This is a genomic window from Pontibacter sp. JAM-7, from assembly GCF_048548695.2.
Lineage (GTDB): Bacteria > Pseudomonadota > Gammaproteobacteria > Pseudomonadales > Balneatricaceae > Neptuniibacter.
Genome location: NZ_JBLYIF020000010.1, coordinates 22,504 through 44,195 on the forward strand (window position 1 = coordinate 22,504; position 21,692 = coordinate 44,195).

General features: G+C 51.2%; 22 protein-coding genes. 13 read left to right on the forward strand and 9 right to left on the reverse strand.

The genetic code is table 11. From position 1 onward, the window contains the following. Positions 1-10: 10 nt before the first annotated feature. Positions 11-1,816: a translational GTPase TypA gene (typA, locus tag ACFVYJ_RS12855; RefSeq protein ID WP_463255374.1), complete on the reverse strand. Its 1,806-nt coding sequence runs from the start codon at positions 1,814-1,816 to the stop codon at positions 11-13. Between the two features lie 583 nt (positions 1,817-2,399). Here typA and glnA point away from each other — a divergent pair. The 4 genes from glnA (at position 2,400) to trmL (ending at position 7,101) form a co-directional block, all read left to right on the forward strand. Further along, positions 2,400-3,806, forward strand: a complete 1,407-nt coding sequence (glnA, locus tag ACFVYJ_RS12860) for a glutamate--ammonia ligase (protein WP_419415760.1) — start codon at positions 2,400-2,402, stop codon at positions 3,804-3,806. A gap of 273 nt (positions 3,807-4,079) precedes the next feature. After that, positions 4,080-5,162 carry a nitrogen regulation protein NR(II) gene (gene glnL, locus ACFVYJ_RS12865; RefSeq protein WP_419415759.1) on the forward strand — a complete coding sequence of 361 codons (1,083 nt, stop codon included), beginning with the start codon at positions 4,080-4,082 and terminating at the stop codon, positions 5,160-5,162. Beyond that, a complete protein-coding gene (gene glnG / locus ACFVYJ_RS12870; protein ID WP_419415758.1) occupies positions 5,146-6,579 on the forward strand; it encodes a nitrogen regulation protein NR(I) in 1,434 nt (477 codons plus the stop codon). Before glnL ends, glnG begins: the two co-directional genes overlap by 17 nt. A gap of 54 nt (positions 6,580-6,633) precedes the next feature. Continuing rightward, positions 6,634-7,101, forward strand: a complete 468-nt coding sequence (trmL, locus tag ACFVYJ_RS12875; RefSeq protein WP_419415757.1) for a tRNA (uridine(34)/cytosine(34)/5-carboxymethylaminomethyluridine(34)-2'-O)-methyltransferase TrmL — start codon at positions 6,634-6,636, stop codon at positions 7,099-7,101. Positions 7,102-7,137: 36 nt separating this feature from the next. Here the strand turns inward: trmL and secB are convergent, their stop codons facing one another. The 3 genes from secB to ACFVYJ_RS12890 are packed head-to-tail and all read right to left on the reverse strand — an operon-like array spanning position 7,138 to position 8,317. Next, entirely contained in the window at positions 7,138-7,623 is a 486-nt protein-coding gene (gene secB / locus ACFVYJ_RS12880) for a protein-export chaperone SecB (RefSeq protein ID WP_419415756.1), read from the reverse strand. A 2-nt stretch (positions 7,624-7,625) separates the two neighbouring features. Further along, positions 7,626-7,910 carry a glutaredoxin 3 gene (grxC, locus tag ACFVYJ_RS12885; RefSeq protein ID WP_419415755.1) on the reverse strand — a complete coding sequence of 95 codons (285 nt, stop codon included), beginning with the start codon at positions 7,908-7,910 and terminating at the stop codon, positions 7,626-7,628. Then, positions 7,907-8,317 (reverse strand): rhodanese-like domain-containing protein, encoded by a 411-nt coding sequence (locus ACFVYJ_RS12890; protein WP_419415754.1) that lies wholly within the window; start codon positions 8,315-8,317, stop codon positions 7,907-7,909. Before ACFVYJ_RS12890 ends, grxC begins: the two co-directional genes overlap by 4 nt. A gap of 186 nt (positions 8,318-8,503) precedes the next feature. Between ACFVYJ_RS12890 and gpmI the strand changes: the two genes are divergently transcribed. The 4 genes from gpmI to ACFVYJ_RS12910 are packed head-to-tail and all read left to right on the forward strand — an operon-like array spanning position 8,504 to position 13,382. Further along, positions 8,504-10,069: a 2,3-bisphosphoglycerate-independent phosphoglycerate mutase gene (gene gpmI / locus ACFVYJ_RS12895; protein WP_419415753.1), complete on the forward strand. Its 1,566-nt coding sequence runs from the start codon at positions 8,504-8,506 to the stop codon at positions 10,067-10,069. Between the two features lie 20 nt (positions 10,070-10,089). Further along, positions 10,090-11,238 carry a murein hydrolase activator EnvC family protein gene (locus tag ACFVYJ_RS12900; RefSeq protein ID WP_419415752.1) on the forward strand — a complete coding sequence of 383 codons (1,149 nt, stop codon included), beginning with the start codon at positions 10,090-10,092 and terminating at the stop codon, positions 11,236-11,238. A gap of 33 nt (positions 11,239-11,271) precedes the next feature. Beyond that, complete coding sequence (locus ACFVYJ_RS12905; RefSeq protein WP_419415751.1) at positions 11,272-12,573, forward strand: S41 family peptidase; 1,302 nt, start codon at positions 11,272-11,274, stop codon at positions 12,571-12,573. Beyond that, positions 12,570-13,382 carry a divergent polysaccharide deacetylase family protein gene (locus ACFVYJ_RS12910; protein ID WP_419415750.1) on the forward strand — a complete coding sequence of 271 codons (813 nt, stop codon included), beginning with the start codon at positions 12,570-12,572 and terminating at the stop codon, positions 13,380-13,382. The genes ACFVYJ_RS12905 and ACFVYJ_RS12910 overlap by 4 nt, the downstream gene beginning before the upstream one ends. On the opposite strand, the gene ACFVYJ_RS12915 is transcribed toward ACFVYJ_RS12910, so the two are convergent. From ACFVYJ_RS12915 to coaBC, 5 genes are read right to left on the reverse strand one after another with little or no spacing between them, the layout of a single operon-like run. Further along, the gene (locus ACFVYJ_RS12915; RefSeq protein ID WP_419415749.1) at positions 13,338-14,144 is read right to left on the reverse strand and encodes a sulfite exporter TauE/SafE family protein; all 807 of its coding nucleotides are present in this window, start codon (positions 14,142-14,144) and stop codon (positions 13,338-13,340) included. The two genes, ACFVYJ_RS12910 and ACFVYJ_RS12915, sit on opposite strands and share 45 nt — an antisense overlap. Positions 14,145-14,162: 18 nt before the next feature. Then, complete coding sequence (slmA, locus tag ACFVYJ_RS12920; RefSeq protein WP_419415748.1) at positions 14,163-14,756, reverse strand: nucleoid occlusion factor SlmA; 594 nt, start codon at positions 14,754-14,756, stop codon at positions 14,163-14,165. Positions 14,757-14,765: 9 nt separating this feature from the next. Beyond that, positions 14,766-15,665 (reverse strand): acetylglutamate kinase, encoded by a 900-nt coding sequence (gene argB / locus ACFVYJ_RS12925; protein WP_419415747.1) that lies wholly within the window; start codon positions 15,663-15,665, stop codon positions 14,766-14,768. Between the two features lie 53 nt (positions 15,666-15,718). Next, positions 15,719-17,107, reverse strand: coding sequence for a phosphomannomutase/phosphoglucomutase (locus tag ACFVYJ_RS12930; protein ID WP_419415746.1), 1,389 nt, complete (start codon positions 17,105-17,107; stop codon positions 15,719-15,721). 19 nt (positions 17,108-17,126) lie between these two features. Continuing rightward, on the reverse strand, positions 17,127-18,350 hold the full coding sequence (gene coaBC, locus ACFVYJ_RS12935; RefSeq protein WP_419415745.1) for a bifunctional phosphopantothenoylcysteine decarboxylase/phosphopantothenate--cysteine ligase CoaBC: 1,224 nt from the start codon (positions 18,348-18,350) through the stop codon (positions 17,127-17,129). Positions 18,351-18,515: 165 nt separating this feature from the next. Here coaBC and radC point away from each other — a divergent pair, with 165 nt between their 5' ends. The 5 genes from radC to ACFVYJ_RS12960 all read left to right on the forward strand — a co-directional run bounded on the left by radC (position 18,516) and on the right by ACFVYJ_RS12960 (position 21,655). Next, positions 18,516-19,190 carry a RadC family protein gene (gene radC, locus ACFVYJ_RS12940; RefSeq protein WP_419415744.1) on the forward strand — a complete coding sequence of 225 codons (675 nt, stop codon included), beginning with the start codon at positions 18,516-18,518 and terminating at the stop codon, positions 19,188-19,190. Between the two features lie 200 nt (positions 19,191-19,390). Continuing rightward, positions 19,391-19,627, forward strand: a complete 237-nt coding sequence (gene rpmB, locus ACFVYJ_RS12945; protein WP_419415743.1) for a 50S ribosomal protein L28 — start codon at positions 19,391-19,393, stop codon at positions 19,625-19,627. Positions 19,628-19,638: 11 nt separating this feature from the next. After that, entirely contained in the window at positions 19,639-19,806 is a 168-nt protein-coding gene (rpmG, locus tag ACFVYJ_RS12950) for a 50S ribosomal protein L33 (protein ID WP_419415742.1), read from the forward strand. A gap of 106 nt (positions 19,807-19,912) precedes the next feature. After that, positions 19,913-20,725, forward strand: a complete 813-nt coding sequence (gene mutM / locus ACFVYJ_RS12955) for a bifunctional DNA-formamidopyrimidine glycosylase/DNA-(apurinic or apyrimidinic site) lyase (RefSeq protein WP_419415741.1) — start codon at positions 19,913-19,915, stop codon at positions 20,723-20,725. A 12-nt stretch (positions 20,726-20,737) separates the two neighbouring features. Further along, a complete protein-coding gene (locus tag ACFVYJ_RS12960; protein WP_419415740.1) occupies positions 20,738-21,655 on the forward strand; it encodes an alpha/beta fold hydrolase in 918 nt (305 codons plus the stop codon). Positions 21,656-21,692 lie beyond the last annotated feature (37 nt).

A 21,692-nucleotide genomic window follows, 5' to 3' on the forward strand; every position in this document is an offset into this window, starting at 1 on the left:
TGGTAGGATATTACTTCTTAGCGCGTTTCCGCTCGTTTTCTTTCAGCAGTTTCTTGCGCAGGCGGATATGGTTTGGCGTGACTTCGACCAGCTCGTCATCTTCGATGAAGTCCAGGGCTTGTTCCAGAGTAAATTTCACTGGTGGTGTCAGCTGGATGTTTTCATCGGTGCCGGATGCACGTACGTTGGTTAGCTGTTTGCCCTTGATGGGGTTAACTGCCAGGTCATTACTGCGGCTATGTATACCCAGCAACATGCCTTCATATACATCGATATTTGGCTCGATACACAGGCGGCCACGGCTTTGCAGGTTCCATAAAGAATAAGCCAGTGCTTTACCTGTCACCATAGAGACGAGTACACCATTATTACGGCTTTCCACTTCACCGTCTTTCACCGGGCCATAGTGGTCAAATATTGAGGTCATGATGCCTGTACCTGAAGTCATGGTCAGGAACAGTGAACGGAAACCGATGAGTCCACGGGACGGAATGATGAAGCTAAGGCGTGAGCGGCCTTTGCCATCTACTTCCATATTGGTCATATCGCCTTTGCGCTTACCTAACTCTTCAATAACGGCGCCCTGATGTTCATCTTCAACGTCGATCAACACGTCTTCGTAAGGCTCGTGGATTGCTCCATCCACCTCTTTCTGCACGACCTCTGGGCGAGACACGCCAAGTTCGAAGCCTTCGCGACGCATGGTTTCGATCAGTACTGACAGATGCAGCTCACCACGACCGGAAACTTTAAATTTCTCTGGTGTTTCGCCCTGTTCAACACGAAGGGCAACGTTGTGAATCAACTCACGCTCCAGGCGTTCCTTGATGTTGCGACTTGTGACAAATTTACCATCCTGGCCAGCAAACGGTGAGTCGTTTACTTGGAAGGTCATGGACACAGTCGGCTCATCAACGCTCAGCGCTGGCAGTGCTTCAACATTATTCGGATCGCACAGGGTGTCAGAGATATTAAGTTCCTCAATCCCCGTGATACAGACGATATCACCAGCCTGCGCGTTATCGACATCGATACGCTCCAGGCCGTGGTAACCCATGATCTTCAGGACGCGTCCGTTACGTACTTTATCTTCACGGTCAATCACTTTAACCGGTGTATTCAGGGAGATGCTGCCTCGGCTGATACGGCCCACCCCGATGACACCAACGTAGCTGTTGTAGTCCAATGCAGAAATCTGCATTTGGAATGCCCCTTCAAGATCAACTTCTGGCGGTGACACATGTTCAATTATCGCTTCGAACAGCGGCGTCATGTCTTCTGCCATTTCGTCAGGGTCAGGTCCGGCAATACCGTTAAGGGCTGAGGCATAAACAATTGGGAAATCGAGCTGTTCTTCGGTCGCTCCCAAGCTGTCAAACAGGTCAAAGACTTGGTCGATGACCCAGTCTGGGCGTGCACCAGGGCGGTCAACTTTATTCACTACCACAATCGGGCGCAGGCCTTGATCAAATGCTTTCTGGGTAACAAAGCGTGTCTGGGGCATTGGACCGTCAACAGCGTCGACCAGCAGGCATACACAATCTACCATCGATAGAACGCGCTCTACTTCACCACCAAAGTCCGCATGCCCTGGGGTATCGACGATATTGATGCGGTAATCATTCCAGGTGATGGCGGTATTCTTAGCCAATATGGTAATGCCGCGCTCTTTTTCCTGGTCGTTGGAATCCATGATGCGTTCGGTGCCTTCATCACGGCGTCCCAGCGTGCCTGACTGAGCCAGTAGTTTATCGACCAGGGTGGTTTTACCATGGTCAACGTGGGCAATAATGGCGATATTGCGTAAGTTGTTTATATTCAGCGACATTGATAGCAGATCTTTAAGGTGGGTTAACAATAGGTTCGTGTGCAGTGACTGCGCCGGTAATTCAGCGTAGTGGTAACAGGTACGCACGAAGGTTGGCGGCATTTTAACCGTTTTGTGGCGGTGCGGATAGAAATAAAACCGTTGCCGACTATATCGCGAATCATCGCAGGGTAAAGCTGTGGCTTAATTTGGCATACTCGGGCGTGGTGAGATCATGCTGTAATGCAGCTCTGGTCTGGTGTTATGCTGAAAATGTTGTGCAAAGTACTTTTAGCGTGATGGAGTCCAAGCGTTTTTGCTCATCTTGGATTATGATTGCACAGGATTGGTGACATCTTTACGGTTGAGTAAGCTTTTATGCATTAATTTGGTGCATAATCAGGCAGAGTGTTCACTTATGGTGCTTTAGGGTTGAGTGCCGCTGACAGTGGAAGCCCTAATTTCAAGTGTTTACGGCAACGATGTCTTGGCATAAAGTTTGCTCAAGCATCATCACCGATTTTATTTCCCAAGTGTCTCAGGGTTGCGCACTTACTCGTAGGCCTGACAATTATATGTGTGGAGAATGGCAATGTCAGAGAAGACTCTGAATCTGATCAAAGAAAGTCAAGCGAAGTGGGTTGACCTGCGTTTCACCGATTCCAAAGGTAAAGAGCAGCACGTTACCATCCCTGTATCCGATATGGGTGATGATTTCTTCGAAGAAGGTAAGATGTTTGACGGCTCCTCTATTGCGGGCTGGAAGGGCATTAACGAATCCGACATGATTCTGATGCCTGATGACAGCGCCACTTTGCTGGATCCATTCTCTGAAGCATCGACTGTAATCGTTCGCTGTGATGTCGTTGAACCTACTACTGGCCAGGGTTACGAGCGTGATCCGCGTTCTGTTGCTAAGCGTGCTGAAGAGTATCTGAAGTCTACTGGCATTGCTGATACTGCGATGTTCGGTCCAGAGCCAGAGTTCTTCGTGTTTGACGAAGTGCAGTGGCATGCTGACATCAGTGGTTGTGGTTACACAATCTCTTCAGAAGAAGCGTCTTGGGCTTCCAATCACAAAATTGAAGGCGGTAACACCGGTCACCGTCCTCGTGTGAAAGGCGGTTACTTCCCAGTACCACCAATCGATTCCCTGCATGACCTGCGTGCTGCAATGTGTGATGCAATGGAAGCGATGGACCTGTACGTTGAAGTGCATCACCACGAAGTTGCGACTGCTGGCCAGTGTGAAATCGGTATCGGTCCAAACACGCTGACTAACAAAGCTGACGAAGTTCAGGTTCTGAAATACTGTGTACACAACGTTGCCCACGCGTATGGTAAAACAGCGACCTTTATGCCTAAGCCGCTGGTAGGCGACAATGGTTCTGGTATGCACGTTCACCAGTCTCTGTCTAAAGATGGCGTTAACCTGTTTGATGGCGATGCTTATGCTGGTATGAGTGAAATGGCTCTGTACTACATTGGTGGTATCATCAAGCACGCTAAAGCCCTGAACGCTTTGACTAACGCTTCTACCAATGCATACAAGCGTCTGGTACCAGGTTTCGAAGCTCCAGTTATGCTGGCATACTCTGCCCGTAACCGTTCAGCTTCCATCCGTATTCCTTACGTAACCAGCCCTAAAGCGCGTCGTATCGAAACTCGTTTCCCTGATCCTTCTGCCAACCCTTACCTGTGCTTCGCGGCGCTGATGATGGCTGGTCTGGACGGTATCCAGAATAAAATCCACCCAGGCGAACCTGCTGATAAGGATCTGTATGATCTGCCTCCAGAAGAGGCTGCAGAGATCCCAACCGTTGCTTCCTCTTTTGAAGAAGCGCTGCAGGCTCTGGAAACTGACCGTGAGTTCCTGACCAAAGGTGGTGTATTTACTGATGACATGCTGGATGCTTACATCGAGCTGAAGCGCGAAGAAGTTGAGCGCGTTAACATGACGACTCACCCAGTTGAGTTCGATCTGTACTACTCCGTATAAGATCTGATTGTTGAAAAAAGCCTCCCATGCGGAGGCTTTTTTTTGTCTGCTTGGTCGGATGTGACCATAAGTGACGTTATTAAAATTGTCAGAAAGCATTAGTCTGGGGCGCAGCGCATTGAGTGCACCAATATAGTGCTATAGGCTGGGGTTTTGCTGCTGGCGATGCGCAGGAATGGGTCTGAAGTCCCCCTGTTTTGGGGCGTTTGCTGAATGTGATGACTTGGTGTGTATTTTGCAATTAAACCCGTTAATAAGTAGAGAGAGCGGAACGTGCCTGAATTCGAACGCCATAAGCAAGTGCTGGAGAACCTGTCCACCGCTGTGGTCATGCTGAATAAAGATTTGTCTCTGGAGTACGCTAATCCGGCTTCCGAGATGTTGCTGGAAGCGAGCAGGCGTAGGCTGGAGCAGGCGGAAGTGTTGGACCTGTTTCCAGGGTCGGCTCTGGAAGGTGCGAATTTGCGCGAAGCCTTTTTGTCAGGCCACCCCTACACCTTGCGTGAAGCTAAGCTGCGTACCCTGGGAGGGCATGACCTGATTGTCGATTACAGCGTGAATCCGCTGTTTATTGGTCGATCGAAGTATCTGATTATCGAGATCCAGCCGCGTGATCGCCTGATGCGAATTGAGCGCGAGGAAGATCTGCTGACCCAGCATGCCAGTGCGCGTACACTGATCCGGGGCTTGGCTCACGAGATAAAAAATCCGCTGGGGGGTATTCGTGGTGCAGCCCAGTTACTGGAGAGAGAGCTGGATGAGCCTCTATTGCATGATTACACCCGGGTTATTATTGAAGAAGCAGACAGGCTCAGAAACTTAGTTGATAGGTTGCTGGGTCCGCGTCAGCTGCCGCAAATGAGCTCAATTAATATCCACGCCATTATGGAACGGGTGTGCAGCTTGATCACGGCGGAAAGCGGCCAGTCTATCTGTTTTGAGCGGGATTATGATCCCAGTATTCCGGAGTTTATTGGTGACCGGGAGCAGCTCATACAGGCTTTTTTGAATATTGTACGTAATGGTATGCAGGCGTTGAATGCTGCGAATATCGAGCAGCCATGCATCCAATTACGGACTCGGGCCCTGCGTCAGATTACCCTGGGTGCCGAAAAGCATCGTTTGGTATGTTGTGTCGAAATAATCGATAACGGGCCAGGTATACCGGAAGACATTTTTACCCGTATTTTTTACCCCATGGTGAGTGGGCGTGCAGAAGGAACTGGGCTTGGGCTTTCAATAGCGCAGTCGATTATTAACCAGCACCAGGGGCTTATTGAGTGTGATACTCGTCCTGGTGAAACACGTTTTCAAATTTTTATACCGTTGGAGCTGAACCATGAATCTGCCAGGTAAGGTTTGGATTGTCGATGATGACAGGTCTATTCGCTGGGTGCTGGAAAAAGCACTGTCATCAGCGGGCGTCGATACTGAATCTTTCGATAATGCTGATTCGGCTATCCGCCGTCTGGATATGGATACCCCGGATACCATCATCAGTGATATTCGGATGCCGGGGACTGATGGTTTGGGGTTATTGGATTTTATCCAGGATAACTGTCCTCAGGTGCCTGTAATAATCATGACCGCTCACTCCGATTTAGACTCTGCAGTAGCGTCTTATCAGGGGGGCGGTTTTGAATACTTGCCGAAACCGTTTGATGTTGACGATGCGGTGAACCTGGTCAAGCGAGCGCTGGCGCATGCTATGGAACAGCGGGGAAGCGAGATTGAGCAGATCGATGAAGATACCACTGAAATCATTGGTGAAGCGCCTGCCATGCAGGAAGTTTTTCGTGCCATCGGTCGGCTCTCGCAGTCTAATATCACTGTGCTGATTAATGGTGAATCTGGTACAGGTAAGGAGCTGGTGGCGCATGCGCTGCATAAACACAGTCCGCGTCGAGAAAAAGCTTTTATTCCGTTGAATATGGCGGCGATTCCTCATGACCTGATTGAGTCAGAACTGTTTGGTCATGAGAAAGGAGCCTTTACTGGCGCCGCAGCAGCCCGACGTGGCCGTTTTGAGCAAGCCGATGGCGGTACTCTGTTCCTGGATGAAATCGGTGATATGCCTGCCGATGCTCAGACTCGCTTGTTACGTGTGTTGGCGGATAGTGAATTTTATCGCGTTGGCGGCCATACGCCGGTCAAAGTGGATGTGCGTATTATTGCCGCTACCCACCAAAATCTGGAAAAGCTGGTGGAGCAGGGGCGCTTTCGTGAAGACCTGTTCCATCGTCTGAATGTGATACGCGTACGTTTGCCAAAACTGGCAGAACGCCGTGAAGATATTCCTCGGTTGTCGCGTTACTTCCTCAAACAGTCTGGGGAAGAGTTGAATGTAGAGCCGAAAACGCTGACGCCAGAAACTGAGGCCTATATGTGTAATCTTGCTTGGCCTGGGAATGTGCGGCAGCTGGAAAATACCTGCCGTTGGCTTACCGTGATGGCAACTGGGCGTGAAGTGCTGGTGGAAGACTTGCCGCCGGAGCTGATGGCGCGTACCCAGGAGCAGGCGGTGACAGGTAGCAACTGGGAGCACAGTTTGCGTAACTGGGCTGATCAGCAGCTTAGTCTCGGTCAAAGTGACTTGCTGGATACTGCGGTGCCGGCGTTTGAACGTATCATGATAGAAACCGCATTAAAGCATACTGCTGGCCGTCGCCGGGATGCAGCTGAGTTATTGGGTTGGGGGCGTAATACTTTGACTCGAAAAATTAAAGAATTAGGGATGGAAGATGGTAAAAGTGAAGACAATGATGAAGTCTGAGTCTGCTTTTGTCGCGTAATCTTCTATAATCCCCGCCCTTGCGGGGATTATTTTATGTTGCATGTTGTGCTTTATCAGCCAGAGATACCACCTAACACTGGCAATATTATTCGCCTCTGTGCCAATACGGGTTGTCAGTTGCATCTGATCGAGCCGCTGGGCTTCGAACTGGATGATAAGCGGTTGCGCCGGGCGGGCTTGGATTACCATGAATTTGCAGCAGTCAAAGTGCATGCCAGTCTTGACCTTTGCCTGGCGGGTTTGTCTGATTCTGCTCGGGTATGGGCGATGACGACTAAGGGGTCACGCTGTCACTCTGAGGCTGATTTCTGTCAGGGGGATGTATTGCTGCTGGGGCCTGAAACCCGAGGTCTGCCGGCGGAAGTAAGGGAGGCACTGCCTGAGCAGCAGCGCCTGCGTTTGCCGATGTGCGCTGACAGTCGCAGTCTTAATCTTTCGAATGCGTGTGCAATTGTAGTGTACGAGGCCTGGCGGCAGTTGGGTTACCCTGGGGCAATATAAAAAACGGAGCACTAGGCTCCGTTTTTTATATTCAGCTTAGTGCTGAGCTTCAGGCTGTTCCTGCTGTGCCTGGCGCTGGGCCATTTGCTGTGCGTACATGGCATCAAAGTTCACCGGCTGTAGCATCAATGCCGGGAAGCTGGCTTTGGTCACCAGGTTGTCAATAGCTTCTCGTGCATATGGGAACAACAGGTTGGGGCAGAATGCACCCAGTGTATGATGCAGTTCAGCTTCACCTAAACCGCTGATTGAGAATATACCAGCCTGCTGTAGCTCAACCAGGTAAGCGGTTTCCTCTTCAAGCTTGACTGTAATGGTCAGGGTCAGGACCGCTTCGTACACATCATCGCCAATGCGGCGGGAGGCATTATTCAACTCCAGGCCGACTTCAGGTTTCCAGCCTTTGGTGAAAATTGCCGGCATGTTTGGCGCTTCAAAGGACGCATCCTTGATATACAGGCGCTGCACTGCAAACTGGGGGCCGGTGGCTTCTTGGCCAGCGGTTGAGTTTTCTTCAGACATATCTAATCCTTATTGTGTGTAGTCGGCGCAGGGCTCAGCAAGGGGTCCAGTGCTTGGGTCATCTCAAGACGAAACAGGTCATCACAACCACCGACATGAGTATCGCCGATAAAAATTTGCGGCACGGTGCGACGTTGGCTACGTGCCATCATCTCCTGCCGTTTGCTGGGGTCTGCATCAAGGCTGATCTCGGTATACTCGATCTGTTTATGCTCCAGCAATTTTTTTGCCCGAATACAAAACGGGCACCAGGCTGTGGTGTAGATTAATACTTCGCTTTGCATCATTTTACTACCGGTAAGCTCTGGCTTTTCCATTCGGTCATGCCGCCGGATAGCCGGACAGCGTTGTAGCCTGCATCCTTGAGTTTCTTGGTCGCCGCCGAAGCAGACTGACCCAGGTTGCATACAACTACAATGGGGTGAGTCTTGTGTTTTTCAAGTTCTCCGATGCGCCGATCCAGGTCTGCCAGCGGAATATTGATTGCACTGGTGATGTGACCGTTCGCCCATTCCTTATTGGCGCGGATGTCGAGCACAACGGCGTTTTCTTTATTGATCAACTGGGTCGCAATGGCTGGACTGACAGATTTGCCGGATTTGCGGCTTTCAGCCATCAATAGCATGATCAGGGTAAATACCCAGGCGGCTACCAGAAGGTAGTGATTACTAATAAATTCAAGCACTTGATCCATGTTCTATCCAAACGTCGCCTGTGAGGGTTAGTGTGAGGCGGTAAGTATACAATGCGATCTGCAGTGGTATAAGGGGCAAAGCTCATTTGCTGTTTGGATTGCGGGCAATCCATAATCAGCGTTGGTTAGCGTTGTTGGCAGAATCACAGTAAAATTGCTGTCTTCCTTAGATTTAACAAGAGTTTCATGCCTGATATGACAGCACAACGTGCCCCCAAAGCCCTGATTATCCTTGATGGTTATGGTGTTGAGCAGACCGAATCTTCAGCGATTACTGCTGCAAATACTCCAGTTTGGGATAGTCTGCTAAGCAGCAACCCCAATGCGCGCATTAAAACCTCAGGGTTGGCTGTGGGTCTGCCTGATGGGCAGATGGGTAACTCGGAAGTCGGGCATATGAACATTGGTGCGGGCCGTGTTGTATATCAAAATTTCACCCGGATCTCGAAAGCCATCGTAGATGGTGATTTTTTCGAAAATCATGCGCTGGTAGACGCGATGGATAAAGCCATCGCGGCAAATAAGGCGGTTCATATCATGGGTCTGTTGTCGCCAGGTGGTGTTCATAGTCATGAACAACACATTTTCAGCCTGATGCAGATGGCGGTAAAACGTGGTGCCAAGCAGGTTTGCCTGCACGCAATTCTGGATGGGCGGGATATGCCGCCGCGTTCAGCAGAATCCTCTCTGCAAGCCGCTCAGGAACTGTGTGAATCTCTCAAAGTTGCTCAGATTGCTACTGTGAGTGGTCGCTACTTTGCCATGGATCGCGATAAGCGCTGGAATCGTATAGAGCGAGCCTATAATGCCATGGCTCTTGGTGAGTCTGAGGCTAAAGCCGAGTCCGCATTGACTGCGCTGGAAGCAGCTTATGCGCGTAATGAAAATGATGAATTCGTTGCACCGACGGTAATGGTGACAGCGGATGGCGCTCCGGTGGCAACAATCAATGATGGTGATGCCCTGATCTGTGCCAACTTCCGCCCGGATCGGGCGCGTGAGATTACCTATGCGTTTACAGCGGGGGATGAATTCGATGGTTTTGTGCGTCGCAAACAGCCGCTCTTGTCGGGTTACGTGATGTTGACTCAGTATGCGGCGGACATCCAGGCGGCGTGTGCGTATCCACCTCAGGCTATTCATAATGATCTGGGTGAATACCTGTCTGGACTGGGTAAAACTCAACTGCGTATCTCAGAAACTGAAAAATATGCCCATGTCACCTTCTTCTTTAATGGTGGTCAGGAAGAGGTCTATCCGGGTGAAGAGCGGATTTTGGTGCCATCGCCGGATGTTGCTACCTATGATCTTAAGCCGGAGATGAGTGCGCCTGAGGTTACAGCGAAACTGGTTGAAGCAATTCGTAGCGGTAAATTTGACCTGATTGTGTGTAATTTTGCCAATGGCGATATGGTTGGCCATACCGGTCATTTTGATGCTGCAGTTAAAGCCTGCGAAGTAGTTGATGATTGCCTCAGTAAGGTGCTGTCTGCGATGGCTGAGGTGGGCGGTGAAACCCTGATCACCGCTGATCATGGTAATGTTGAATTGATGGTTAACCCTACAACAGGTCAGCCTCATACGGCACATACTAACTGGCCGGTGGCGCTGATTTATGATGGTCCGCGTCGTGACAGTGTGACACTGCAAGATGGGGCTTTGTGTGATCTGGCACCAACGCTGTTGGCACTTATGGACCTGCCGCCGGCTGCCGAGATGACCGGCCAGTCTCTGGTCCAGTTCAAATCCTGACTCACAAGGTACTCCGCACTATGGCGGTGAGCTGGCGCATTTGGTTTGTGACATTGTGGTTGCTAATGCTAACCATCACGTCCCATGCTGCTGCCCCAGAGCAGGCCGCTACCCAAAAGCAGATCAAACAGCTGCAGAGCCGGATTGAAAAACTCACTGGCCAGATGAAGAGCCAGGAAGGTGAGTCGCGCAAACTTAGTCAATCATTGAAAAAGGTAGAGTTGCAAGCGGGTCAGTTGGCACGGCAGATTCGTCAGTTGGATCAACAGTTGGCGGGTCTGGGCGGCAGAGAGTCTGATCTGGAGCAGCGTAAGGCTCGTATTGAATCAGACCTTAATCAACGCGCTGAACGGCTTCAGCAACAATTGGTTTCACGCTACAAATCAGGTAATCAGCCGCGGCTGGAGTTGTTACTTAATCAGCGCGATCCGGAGGCCCTCGATCGAATGCTGCGTTACCATGATGCGCTAAGTGAATCACTCGCCAAAGATATAGCTCTGTTCAGAGAACAGTTATCAGCTCTGAAGAATACTGATACCCAGTTGTTGGCTACAAGGCAGGAAATAGTCCAGAAGCAGCAACAGTTACAACAAGAGCTAATACAACTGCAACGCACCCGTGATCAGCGTCAGCAACACTTAGCTTCATTACAGGAAACGCTGCGCCAGGGTGGCTCAGAGCTGAAGCAGCTTAAACTCGACCAGACTCGTTTGCAGGCAATATTGCGTGAGATTGAAGCCAGCCTGAATGTTGCGGTACTGGTGACCGATGACACGCCCTTCAAAAGCCGTAAAGGAAAATTGGCCTGGCCAGTGACAGGTCAGATCGGGCGGGTTTTTGGTAGCAAGCAAAACAATATCAGTTATGATGGCATTTGGATTAAGAGTGAAGAAGGCAAGGCGGTCAGGGCCGTACATCATGGCCGAGTTGTGTTTTCTGACTGGCTGCGGGGCTATGGCTTGGTGACAATCCTTGATCACGGTGGGGGTTATCTGACGCTGTATGGATATAACCAGAGCCTGCTACTAGAGGCTGGCGACTGGGTGGCGGCAGGTGATGCCATTGCTACAGTGGGTGACAGTGGTGGTCGGCAGAGCACAGGGCTTTACTTCGCGTTACGTTTTAAAGGTCAGCCCAAGGACCCGATAGGCTGGTTGGGTCGGCGTTAGCCTTGGCAGAGTTACAACAATAAGGAACAGACTATGAAGATGACGGCGGTGTTACCTATGGTTTGGCGTACCCTGAGTGTCGGTTTGCTGTTGGTATCTTTCGTGGCTGTTCCTGTACAGGCTGAACCTGCAGGTAGTCCCTCTGACTCTGAAAAACAGTTACCCCTTGAAGAGCTGCGCCTCTTTACTGAAGTGTTTCAGCGCATTAAGTCAGCTTATGTCGAGCCGGTTAGCGATGCCAAATTATTGGAAGATGCGCTACGGGGAATGTTGGCCGGTCTTGATCCTCACTCAACCTATCTGGTTGAGGATGAGTTCGCCAACCTTCAGGAGCATACCAGTGGTGAGTTCGGTGGGCTGGGTATTGAAGTGGGAATGGAAGATGGTTTTATCCGCGTCATTGCGCCGATTGATGATACCCCGGCACAACGTGCAGGCGTCAAAGCCGGCGACCTGATTACCAAGCTGGGTGATCAGGCAGTGCAGGGTATGGACCTGAATGATGCTATTAGCCTGATGCGCGGTGAGCCTGGTACCTCCCTGTTATTGACCATCATTCGGCAAGGCGAAGAAAAGCCGCTGGAAATTGAGGTTGAGCGCGCGGTGATTCAGGTTGCCAGTGTGAAAAGCCGCTTACTGGATAATGACTATGCCTACCTGCGTATTACTCAGTTCCAGGTGGATACTGGTAAAGAGCTGGTCAGGCAGCTGGAAAAAATGCAGCTCGACGTTGAGCTGAAGGGATTGATTCTAGACCTGCGTAATAACCCCGGCGGGGTGTTGCAGGCAGCGGTGGAAGTCAGCGATGCGTTTCTCCATGAGGGTATGATTGTTTATACCGAAGGCCGCTTAGAAGAAGCTAAACATGAATTCCATGCTACCAAACGCACGGCAATTGGCGATATTCCGGTGGTGGTGCTGATTAACGGTGGTTCGGCTTCAGCGTCTGAAATTGTTGCCGGTGCCCTGCAGGATCATAAGCGGGCAGTGATTATGGGGCAGGATACTTTTGGTAAAGGCTCTGTTCAAACCATTCTTCCACTGAGTGAAGACCGGGCGCTAAAACTCACTACCGCGCGTTACTACACGCCTAGCGGTCGTTCTATTCAGGCGCAGGGCATTGTGCCGGATATTCAGGTTGAGAATGCTGAGATTAAATTGCGAGAGGAACAGCCTGAATTTATCAAGGAGCGCGAACTTAGCGGGCACCTTGAAAATGGCTCTTCTGATCCTCAGCAGCCCAATAACAAGGACAGTCAGGTCTTAGCGAGTAAGGATTACCTGCTATATGAAGCTCTGGGGTTGTTGAAAGCCTTGGTGATCATTCAGCGATGAAATCTGGCTGCTTCAATAGGCTGCTTAGTCTGTTGCTGCTCAGCTTTACCCCGGTTGTTGTCATCGCTGGGGAGGCAGAAGCCGTTTTGGTAGTCATCATTGATGATATTGGCTTTAACCATTCCTTGGGGCAGCGTGCTGTTGATTTGCCGGGTCCGGTTAGCTTGGCGTTTCTGCCACATACCCCGCATGCGAAATCCTTGGCGGAACAGGCGTTCCTTAAACAACGGGATATTTTGCTCCATCAACCGATGCAAAATGCGGATGACCGCTGGTTAGGCGATGGTGGATTATTGGTGGACATGTCCTACGAGGAAAAGCGTAGCGTCCTGACTGCAGCGCTGGCATCAGTTCCTCATGTTACTGGATTGAACAATCATACTGGCAGTATCCTGACGGCGGATATGACCAGCATGGCAGAGTTAATGTCGCTGCTGCTGGAGAAAAACCTGTTTTTTGTCGATAGTTTTACCAATCCTGAGTCGCAAGGCTGGCAAGTCGCGCATCATGCGGGTCTGCCTTATTTGATCAGGGATGTATTTCTCGACAATGAAACCACGCCTGAAGCACTGGCAGGGCAGTATGAAAAAGCACTCCAGACTGCCCGTGAGCAAGGTTTCGCTGTTTTGATTGGGCACCCCTATCCAGAAACCCTGAGTTTTTTGGAAAGAGAGTTACCCCAATTAACGCAGCAGGGCATTACATTGATACCTGCCTCGCAGTTATTGAAACGCCAACAGCGTATACCTGCGCGCTTGATCGCTTTATTCTGCCAGCCCAATGGCAGTGTTGATTGCCGTCAGCAATAACCAGCCGTCATAGATGAGTTTGCACCCTACCAGAATGGTCAGGGTTTCAAACGCACGCTTAACCAAGCGGTTGCCACGACTAATGGCAACATGTGCGCCCAGATAAGCACCAGCAACAGCGCCAAGCAGTAATGCCGGTAACCAGTCCCAACGTGGGGCCTGCTGCAGTGCTACGGTAATGGCGCCTGCTCCGTTCCAGAACAGGCCAACCAGAATCAGTACATAAGCGACTGCGGTTTTGTAGTCCAGGCCAAACCAGCGTACCAGCCACAGCGTGACAAATAGCCCGGTGCCTGAAGTCAGGGAACCGTTCAGGGTACCAATCAGAAACAGACCGATGCCGCCAATAACCATACCAGGCAGGTCCCTGTGTCTAGTTTCTAGCTCCATGCCGAGGGATTTTTTTCGCAGAGAGTAGAGGCCAAGACCGCTGGTGAGCAGTCCAAGACTGAGTACTGTCCAGCCTTCAGGTATTTGCAACACCAGGTCTGCCCCCAGAACCACGCCCGGTAAACCGCAACACAAAATATAGCTACAGAAGCGCCAGTCTAGTCGGCCCTCCTTCATATGACGCAGGGTGGCACCCACGCCAAGCGCGATACTGGCAATCTTATGGGTTGCCAATGCCATGCTGAAATTAAGGCCAAGAAACAGCAGTACGGGTAATTGCAACAGGCCGGCACCTCCGCCGGCCATGGCTGAGAGCCCGTTGGCAATCAGTGAAAGCAGTAACAGACTTAGTTGTTCAAGCAACAGTTCCATTAATTGGCCAGTGTCGGGTCAGACTGGCCGGAAGGTGCCATCTGCCAGTCGGGCCCATTGGTCAGACCATAGCTCGGTTGGCCGGCGCCGGAATTCAGTGCGAACAAACTGCCGGATACGTCCTTCAATCGTTGCGATATAGAGGTTGGCGGTGGTGCCTGCGGTGCTGTGAGTGCGCAGACCGTCGCGCTGTTCTGCTTCGCGCAGAATCTGCTTGATCTGTGTTTCCAGCCGCTCAAAAAACTGATTGATGCGCTGGCGTAGGCGGTCGGTTTCTCCGGTAAGCGCATCTCCGGTAAGCAACCGCGCCATACCGGGATTACGTTCTACAAACGTCAGTATCAGGGTTAAAATCTGTTCGCACTGCCGCACTCCGTTAGTTTCACTTTGTGTGATGGTGGTCACCCGGCTGAAAACTGTATCTTCAATAAAGCCTATCAGGCCCTCAAACATGCGGGCCTTACTGGGGAAGTGACGATAGAGCGCGGCTTCAGAGACCCCTACCGTTTTTGCTAGCGCCGCAGTGGTGATCCGTTGACCGGCACTGCCTTCAAGCATTTCTGCTAAGGCTTGCAGGATCTGGTCACGTCGATTTAGTTTTACCTCGGGCATGCTAACTCCTTAACCGCGGTTGGTGATCAGGGTGCCGACACCTTCATCAGTGAAGATCTCCAGCATGCAGGAGTGTTCAACTCGGCCATCAATAATATGTGCACTGTTCACACCACTTTTTACGGCACCCAGTGCGCAGTCAATTTTGGGCAACATGCCACCGTAGATAGTGCCGTCAGCAATCAATTCATCTACCTGTTGAGTGGTAAGACCAGTCAAAACTTGACCGTCTTTATCCATCAGTCCGGCGATGTTAGTCAGCAAGATCAATTTTTCGGCCTGTAATACTTCGGCTACCTTGCCGGCGACCAAGTCTGCGTTGATGTTATAGGAAGCGCCATCTTCGCCCACGCCTATGGGAGCGATGACCGGGATAATGTCCGAGTTGACCAGCATGTCCAGAACTTTCACATTGACGCTGGCGACTTCACCAACATGCCCGATATCGATGATTTCTGGGGCTTCCATCTCCGGGGTTTTATGTTTTACTTTCAGTTTGCGGGCACGCAGTAGTTGCCCGTCTTTGCCCGTCAGGCCAATGGCCAGACCTCCATTGCTATTAATCAGGCCGACAATTTGTTTGTTGACAGCGCCACCCAACACCATCTCCACCACATCCATGGTTTTAGAGTCAGTCACGCGCATGCCGTTGATAAAGTGAGACTCTATTTTTAAATCATTGAGTAGTTGGCCGATCTGGGGGCCACCGCCATGTACTACAATCGGATTCAGGCCGATCAGTTTCATCATGACGATATCCCGCGCAAAACTGTTCTGTAGTGTTTCATCGATCATCGCATTACCACCATATTTGATGACGATGGTCTTACCGACAAAGCGCTGGATATAAGGCATTGCCTGACTCAGAACCTCGGCGGTGGTTATGGCATCTTGACGGGTCAATGGCATGGTCGTTCCTTATTATTGTGATCTGGCCTATGTACCGGATCAGCTAATATTTGTTATTCGGCTGGAATAGTCAGTTGCGGATCTATTGCATGTAGCTTCTGCTGAAAATCATCCCGGATACGGTTCAATGCTGCGTCTGATTCAGCTTCGAAGCGCAATACCAGCACCGGGGTAGTATTGGAAGCGCGTACCAGCCCCCAGCCATCCGGGTAATCAACTCGGACGCCATCAATATGATTGGCTTTACCGCCGGGGAAGCTAAGCTGCTGCAATGCTGTGACAATATCGAACTTGTTTTCGTCGGTGACAGTGATATTCAGCTCAGGAGTGCTAATGTCTTCAGGGTAGCGATTGAACAGCTCATCTGCGCTGGCATCTGAAGACGCCAGTATCTCCAGCAGACGCGCTGCGCTATAGAGGGCATCATCAAAGCCGTACCAGCGCTCTTTGAAGAAAATATGGCCACTCATTTCGCCGCCCAGCAGGGCGCCGCTCTGTTTGATTTTTTGTTTGATCAGCGAGTGGCCGGTTCGCCACATGGTTGCTACGCCACCGGCCTGACGAATCACATCGGCCAGCAGGCGGGAGCACTTCACATCGAAGATGATTTCAGCACCCGGGTTGCGGGTAAGGATATCTTCGGCAAACAGCATCATGATCCGGTCTGGGTAGACAATCTGCCCGCTGGCGGTGATCACGCCGACTCGGTCGCCATCACCGTCGAAAGCCAGCCCCAGATCGGCACCGGTCTCACGCACCTTGGCAATGGCGTCGATCAGGTTTTTGGGTTTGCCTGGGTCCGGGTGGTGGTTTGGGAAGTTGCCATCAACCTCGCAGTATAAAGGAATGACTTCGCAGCCGAGTCGCTCCATCAGTTGTGGTGCCAGCTCTCCGGGAATGCCGTTGCCGCAGTCAACCACGACCTTGAGTGGCTTGGTCAGTTGAATGTCACCCAGAATGCGTTCCAGATATTGTTGGCGAATATCAAGATGCTGAATGCTACCGGCGCCCTCGCTGTAATCTTGCTGTCGGATGCGTGTTTGTAGTTTTTGAATATCATCACCCGATAAGGTATGGCCTGCCAGCATCATCTTAAAACCGTTGTAATCGGCCGGGTTATGGCTGCCGGTGATCATGACGCCAGAGCATTCAGTATGCTGATGGGCCGCATAGTACAGGCCTGGTGTTGGCAGGTAGCCGACATCACAAACATCGCAGCCACCGTCGGACAGGCCTTCACTGAATATCGTTTTTAATGCCGGGCTGGAAAGTCGACCGTCAGCACCGACATGCACCAAAGATACACCTTGGCTGCGGGCTTCCGCTGCGAAGGCTCTGCCAAGGTGGTAGACGGTGCTGTCACTGAGCGCGGAGCCAACAATGCCCCGGACGTCATAGGCACGAAAAATGGTTGGGTCTAGATCGTTGAGTGGGTAACGCATGGGCTATCCTAGTGGCAAGTTAAAAGTCGGCTACGGTTTCCTGGTCCGCTGAAGCGCGGCGGGCAATCTCTTCAATGAGTTTTACAGCCAGTTGACGTTTGCTGGTTTGTGGCAGGGGGGTATCGTTGTTCCGGCAGACCAGAGTTACGGCATTTTCGTCACTGCCAAAACCGATCTCCTGACGTGACACATCATTGGCGATCACAAGGTCGAGTTTTTTACGTTCCAGTTTGTCACGGGCGTAGGTCAGCAGGTCTCGAGTCTCAGCCGCAAAACCTACGGTATATGGGCGGTGAGTATGCGAAGCTACGCTGGCGACGATGTCCGGGTTTTTGACAAGATGCAGCTCCATAATCTCTTCAGAGCCTTTTTTAATTTTATGCTCGGCCACTGCTGTCGGGCGGTAATCGGCCACAGCGGCGGCGGCAATAAAAATATCGCAGTGTTCAATATCGCGGATAGATGCGGCCAGCATCTGTTCTGCGGTTTCGACCTGAACGCACTCTACCCGGGCTGGCGGGGTAAGTGTGACCGGGCCGCTGATCAGACGCACCCTGGCGCCGGCATCAATCGCTGCCTGTGCCAGGGCGTAACCCATTTTTCCGGAGCTATGATTGGAGAGGTACCTCACCGGATCAAGCGGTTCACGGGTAGGACCGGCAGTGATGAATACTGTCTTACCGCTCAGGCAGCCCGAATGAAAACAGTTGGCTGCTAGCTGCGCCAGTTCGGTGGGTTCCAGCATACGGCCGGCGCCGGTATCTCCACAGGCCTGTTCGCCCACACCAGGGCCAAATAAACGTATACCGCGAGCGCTGAGCTGCTCAACGTTACGTTGGGTACTGGCATCCCGCCACATTGCCTGATTCATCGCCGGGGCCAGGCAGATAGGAGCATCGGTGGCCAGGCAGAGGGTGGTCAGCAGGTCGTCACCCAGGCCGCTGGCGAGCCGTGCCATGAAGTTGGCGCTGCTGGGAGCAATCAATACCAGATCAGCCCACTTGGCTAACTCTATATGGCCCATTCCTGCTTCTGCTTCAGTATCCAGCAGGTGGCGGTGTACGGGGTTGCCTGAGAGCGCCTGTAGCGTTAACGGGGTAATGAATTCTGTCGCGGCACTGGTCATTACGACGCGAACATCTGCCCCTGCTGCTTTTAACAGGCGTGTTAGTTCGGCGCTTTTATAAGCCGCGATGCCGCCGGTGATACCAAGAATGATCTGTTTGTTAGTAAGTCTATGCATACCTGACACGTACCGTGAAAGCAGAGGCCGTTGCGCTAATGGCGCCGGGTGTTGTGCTTGAATTGAAGTCGTAACTTTATCATTTTCCACTAAACTTGCGTAGATTGACTTTATATCAATTCAGTTTTTTTAAGCTGATTTTTCAATTTCACACGGAGGTGAAATATGGCAATTACCGATTGGCCTGCGGCGGAGCGGCCGCGGGAAAAGTTGTTACAGCAGGGTGCTGCGGCGCTGTCGGATGCCGAGTTGTTGGCAATCTTCTTGCGTACGGGGGTTCAGGGAAAGACGGCTGTAGACTTGGCTCGCGAGCTGTTACAGGCATTTGGTGGATTGCGCGAGCTGATGGAGTGCGACAAAACCAGTTTTTGTGCGGCTCATGGGCTTGGGGTTGCCAAGTATGTTCAATTGCAAGCTGTGCTGGAGATGGCGCGCAGGCATTTGGCTGCCGGCTTGATGCGAGAGTCAGCCCTGAACAGTCCACATGATGTTCGCTGTTATCTCTCCAGTCGCTTGCGACATCAATTAAGAGAAGTGTTTGCCTGCTTGTTTTTGGATAACAGACACCGGGTTATCGAATATGAAGAGTTGTTTCAGGGTACTTTGACTGCCGCAGCGGTGTATCCCCGTGAAATCGCTCGCAGGGCATTACATCTTAATGCGGCAGCGGTGATACTGGCGCACAATCATCCGTCTGGTGTGGCTGAGCCAAGTCAGGCAGATCAGCAGATTACCCGAGATGTCACTGCTGCCCTACAGATGCTTGAAGTAAAAGTGCTGGATCATATGGTGGTTGGCGATGGTGAAGTGGTGTCTATGGCAGAGCAGGGTTTGCTGTAAAAACTATTGGCAATAGCATTGATTGCTGTATAATTCGCGACCTTCTATCCACACTCCGGTACGGTATTCTGTCTAGTTACGGGACGCTCCGCCTGAGATGCGATCGTCAGTCTGGAGAGTGCAGACGCAGTTGGCTTAAGTTGCATTGATAAATATCCTGGATAGGAACGTAACTTCAACAAGTATTTTAAGGTATTACCATGTCTCGAGTATGTATGGTAACTGGTAAGCGTCCGGTTACAGGGAACAATGTTTCCCACTCACAACGCAAAACCCGTCGTCGTTTTCTGCCGAACCTGCACTGGCACCGTTTTTGGGTAGAAAGTGAGCAGAAGTTTGTTCGTCTGCGTGTATCTTCTAAAGGTATGCGTATCATCGATAAGAAAGGTATCGACGCAGTTTTGACTGATGTTCGTGCCACCGGCATCAAGGTATAAGGAGCGCAGTCATGGCTAAAGGCATTCGCGACAAGATCAAGCTGGTTTCTTCTGCCGGTACAGGTCACTACTACACCACCGACAAGAACAAGCGAAACACACCGGAAAAACTGGAATTCAAAAAGTATGATCCGGTTGTTCGTAAGCACGTGATGTACAAAGAATCGAAGATTAAGTAATCGCGTCTAATATAAAAAACCCGGCAATGCCGGGTTTTTTTATGCATTTGATGCCGTAACTCAGGTGCGGTGTTATGCTGAATAAATCGCTAGCCGTAGAAATCACATGCCTGAATTACCAGAAGTCGAAACCAGTTGCCGGGGTATCCGGCCCTACTTGGAAGGACAGAAAATTTCGGGGCTTGAAGTAAGACAGCCCCGATTACGCTGGCCAGTTCCACATCTGTTGTTCAGTATATTGCCAGATAATCGAATAACGGCCGTGACGCGCCGCGGGAAATACATTCTCCTGCATTTGACTGGCGGTGAGGTAATGATCCATTTGGGTATGTCCGGCTGTCTGCGGGTTTTGCCGCAGGGAACTGCGCCGGAAAAGCATGATCATGTGGATATACTGCTGGAGAGTGGTCAGATGTTGCGTCTGACGGATCCGCGACGGTTTGGTTCTGTGCTCTGGCAGGCAGAGGGTGAAGTGCATTCTCTACTTGCTGATCTTGGGCCTGAGCCACTCTCGGATGCGTTTAACCCTCTTTACTTGCAACAGCGTTGCAGTGGCCGTAAAACCGCCATCAAACAGGTGGTCATGGATAGTAAAGTTGTGGTGGGCGTTGGCAATATTTATGCTAACGAGGCATTGTTTTTGGCAGGTATTCATCCCAAAAGACCCGCCGGTAATATATCCAGACAGCGTTTGACGGATCTGGTGACAAGCATCAAGGAGGTGCTGGTTGCAGCAATAGAGCAGGGTGGCACGACGCTGCGGGACTTTAGTGGTTCAGATGGCAAGCCCGGCTATTTTAAACAGAAGCTGAATGTTTATGGCCGCGGTGGTAAGCCTTGTATCAAGTGTTTTGAACCCTTGGTAGAAATTAAATTGGGGCAGCGTTCAACAGTTTTTTGCCGCCATTGTCAGCGTTAGTGGAGTAGCAATATGACCGTTCAGATCAGGCAGCCGGTAATTTCCCATGAGCATTTGCCTTCTCGCATGGAATTGCGCAAAAAACTCAAGCTGGATCCTTATCTTGAACAGCGTCAGGCTTTTAATGTTGGTGCTTCGGCAGTCCATTGTGAGCTGTATGAGTATGGTGCTGATGCGCCGCTGGTATTGTTCCTGCCGGGTATGGGTACCTATAGCGAACTTTATGCAGAGTTGCTTTATAAGCTTTCCCGCGAGGGGTTTAACGTGGTGGCCATTGATCCGCCGGGGCATGGCTACAGTGGTGGTGATCGTGGGCATTATACGGTTGAGCAGATGAGCCATGCTGTCAGTGCTGTGCTGGATGTCTTGCAGCAGCGTTATAATGGCGCGGTGATGGTCTATGGCTATTCGATAGGTGCACTGCTTGCTGTCGCTCTGGCTGAGCGAGATCCGCGTGTTCAGGCTGTGCTCTGTCATACCTTGTTGTTACCTGACCGAGCCCCGGATCTTATGCACCGTATGGGTTGGAATTGGCTCTGGGGTTCTGCCCTTTGGTTCCCGACCTATAAGGTGCCGTTAAAGTCCTTTCTCGATTTTGAACGTTTGCTGGGCGATCATCCCGCAGTGGATGAACTGCTCAAAGATCCGTTGATGGTATATGACTATCCCTTACAGACATTAGCCAGCCTGTTTAACTACCGTTGCAAAATCGTACGTCAGGAGATGCCGTTTGATTTGCTCGTGATGCATGGAGATCGTGACGAGGTGTTGCCGCTTTCCTATTCTCAGGCCCTGCAATCGTTTTGTAAGCACCCGGTGCAAGTAGCGGAACTGAAACGGCAAGGGCACATTACTCCTTGGCTTTGGCCGGAACGAATGGTGCGCAGGGCGGCGCGGTGGTTGCATGAAACCGCCGAGAAGCACAGCTAGGCAGTCACATAACTGTCATTTTATATTCATTTTGATG

Bases quoted from the DNA above. Each gene is read 5' to 3' on its own strand.
- glnA (WP_419415760.1), top strand. From the start codon at position 2,400: ATGTCAGAGAAGACTCTGAATCTGATCAAAGAAAGTCAAGCGAAGTGG.
- glnG (WP_419415758.1), top strand. From the start codon at position 5,146: ATGAATCTGCCAGGTAAGGTTTGGATTGTCGATGATGACAGGTCTATT.
- trmL (WP_419415757.1), top strand. From the start codon at position 6,634: ATGTTGCATGTTGTGCTTTATCAGCCAGAGATACCACCTAACACTGGC.
- secB (WP_419415756.1), bottom strand. From the start codon at position 7,623: ATGTCTGAAGAAAACTCAACCGCTGGCCAAGAAGCCACCGGCCCCCAG.
- grxC (WP_419415755.1), bottom strand. From the start codon at position 7,910: ATGATGCAAAGCGAAGTATTAATCTACACCACAGCCTGGTGCCCGTTT.
- ACFVYJ_RS12890 (WP_419415754.1), bottom strand. From the start codon at position 8,317: ATGGATCAAGTGCTTGAATTTATTAGTAATCACTACCTTCTGGTAGCC.
- gpmI (WP_419415753.1), top strand. From the start codon at position 8,504: ATGCCTGATATGACAGCACAACGTGCCCCCAAAGCCCTGATTATCCTT.
- ACFVYJ_RS12900 (WP_419415752.1), top strand. From the start codon at position 10,090: ATGGCGGTGAGCTGGCGCATTTGGTTTGTGACATTGTGGTTGCTAATG.
- ACFVYJ_RS12905 (WP_419415751.1), top strand. From the start codon at position 11,272: ATGAAGATGACGGCGGTGTTACCTATGGTTTGGCGTACCCTGAGTGTC.
- ACFVYJ_RS12910 (WP_419415750.1), top strand. From the start codon at position 12,570: ATGAAATCTGGCTGCTTCAATAGGCTGCTTAGTCTGTTGCTGCTCAGC.
- ACFVYJ_RS12915 (WP_419415749.1), bottom strand. From the start codon at position 14,144: ATGGAACTGTTGCTTGAACAACTAAGTCTGTTACTGCTTTCACTGATT.
- slmA (WP_419415748.1), bottom strand. From the start codon at position 14,756: ATGCCCGAGGTAAAACTAAATCGACGTGACCAGATCCTGCAAGCCTTA.
- argB (WP_419415747.1), bottom strand. From the start codon at position 15,665: ATGCCATTGACCCGTCAAGATGCCATAACCACCGCCGAGGTTCTGAGT.
- ACFVYJ_RS12930 (WP_419415746.1), bottom strand. From the start codon at position 17,107: ATGCGTTACCCACTCAACGATCTAGACCCAACCATTTTTCGTGCCTAT.
- coaBC (WP_419415745.1), bottom strand. From the start codon at position 18,350: ATGCATAGACTTACTAACAAACAGATCATTCTTGGTATCACCGGCGGC.
- radC (WP_419415744.1), top strand. From the start codon at position 18,516: ATGGCAATTACCGATTGGCCTGCGGCGGAGCGGCCGCGGGAAAAGTTG.
- rpmB (WP_419415743.1), top strand. From the start codon at position 19,391: ATGTCTCGAGTATGTATGGTAACTGGTAAGCGTCCGGTTACAGGGAAC.
- rpmG (WP_419415742.1), top strand. From the start codon at position 19,639: ATGGCTAAAGGCATTCGCGACAAGATCAAGCTGGTTTCTTCTGCCGGT.
- mutM (WP_419415741.1), top strand. From the start codon at position 19,913: ATGCCTGAATTACCAGAAGTCGAAACCAGTTGCCGGGGTATCCGGCCC.
- ACFVYJ_RS12960 (WP_419415740.1), top strand. From the start codon at position 20,738: ATGACCGTTCAGATCAGGCAGCCGGTAATTTCCCATGAGCATTTGCCT.